The sequence below is a fragment of the Vibrio sp. DNB22_10_4 genome (assembly GCF_052879755.1).
In genome coordinates this window covers 1-246 of sequence record NZ_JBNNXW010000108.1, presented here as the reverse complement: position 1 = coordinate 246, position 246 = coordinate 1, and the positions used below count along the sequence as shown (strand labels likewise).

Below are 246 nucleotides of genomic sequence, written 5' to 3'. Positions count from 1 at the left end.
ATCAAATATAGGAACATAATGTTGACTGTTGTTGTGAATGTCGTCCAAGAATTTTCTGTACTTATCAAGAGGAAATCTATGTGGATCATTAGTGAAATCCTTGTATCCATCCATATAATCAATATCTGACCAAATGGTTTCCAAAGGAATATCAAATTTTTTGAAATTTTCAACAACAGTTTCAAGGGATTCAACAGTGTCGTAACCCCATCTACATTGATGGTAACCCAATGCCCAGTATGGTTG

General features: G+C 34.6%; 1 protein-coding gene. It reads right to left on the bottom strand.

Annotated elements, in window-relative coordinates; genetic code table 11:
- A partial coding sequence (locus ACVA6Q_RS24860; RefSeq protein ID WP_446649255.1) for a TIM-barrel domain-containing protein occupies positions 1-246 on the bottom strand: 246 nt, incomplete at both ends.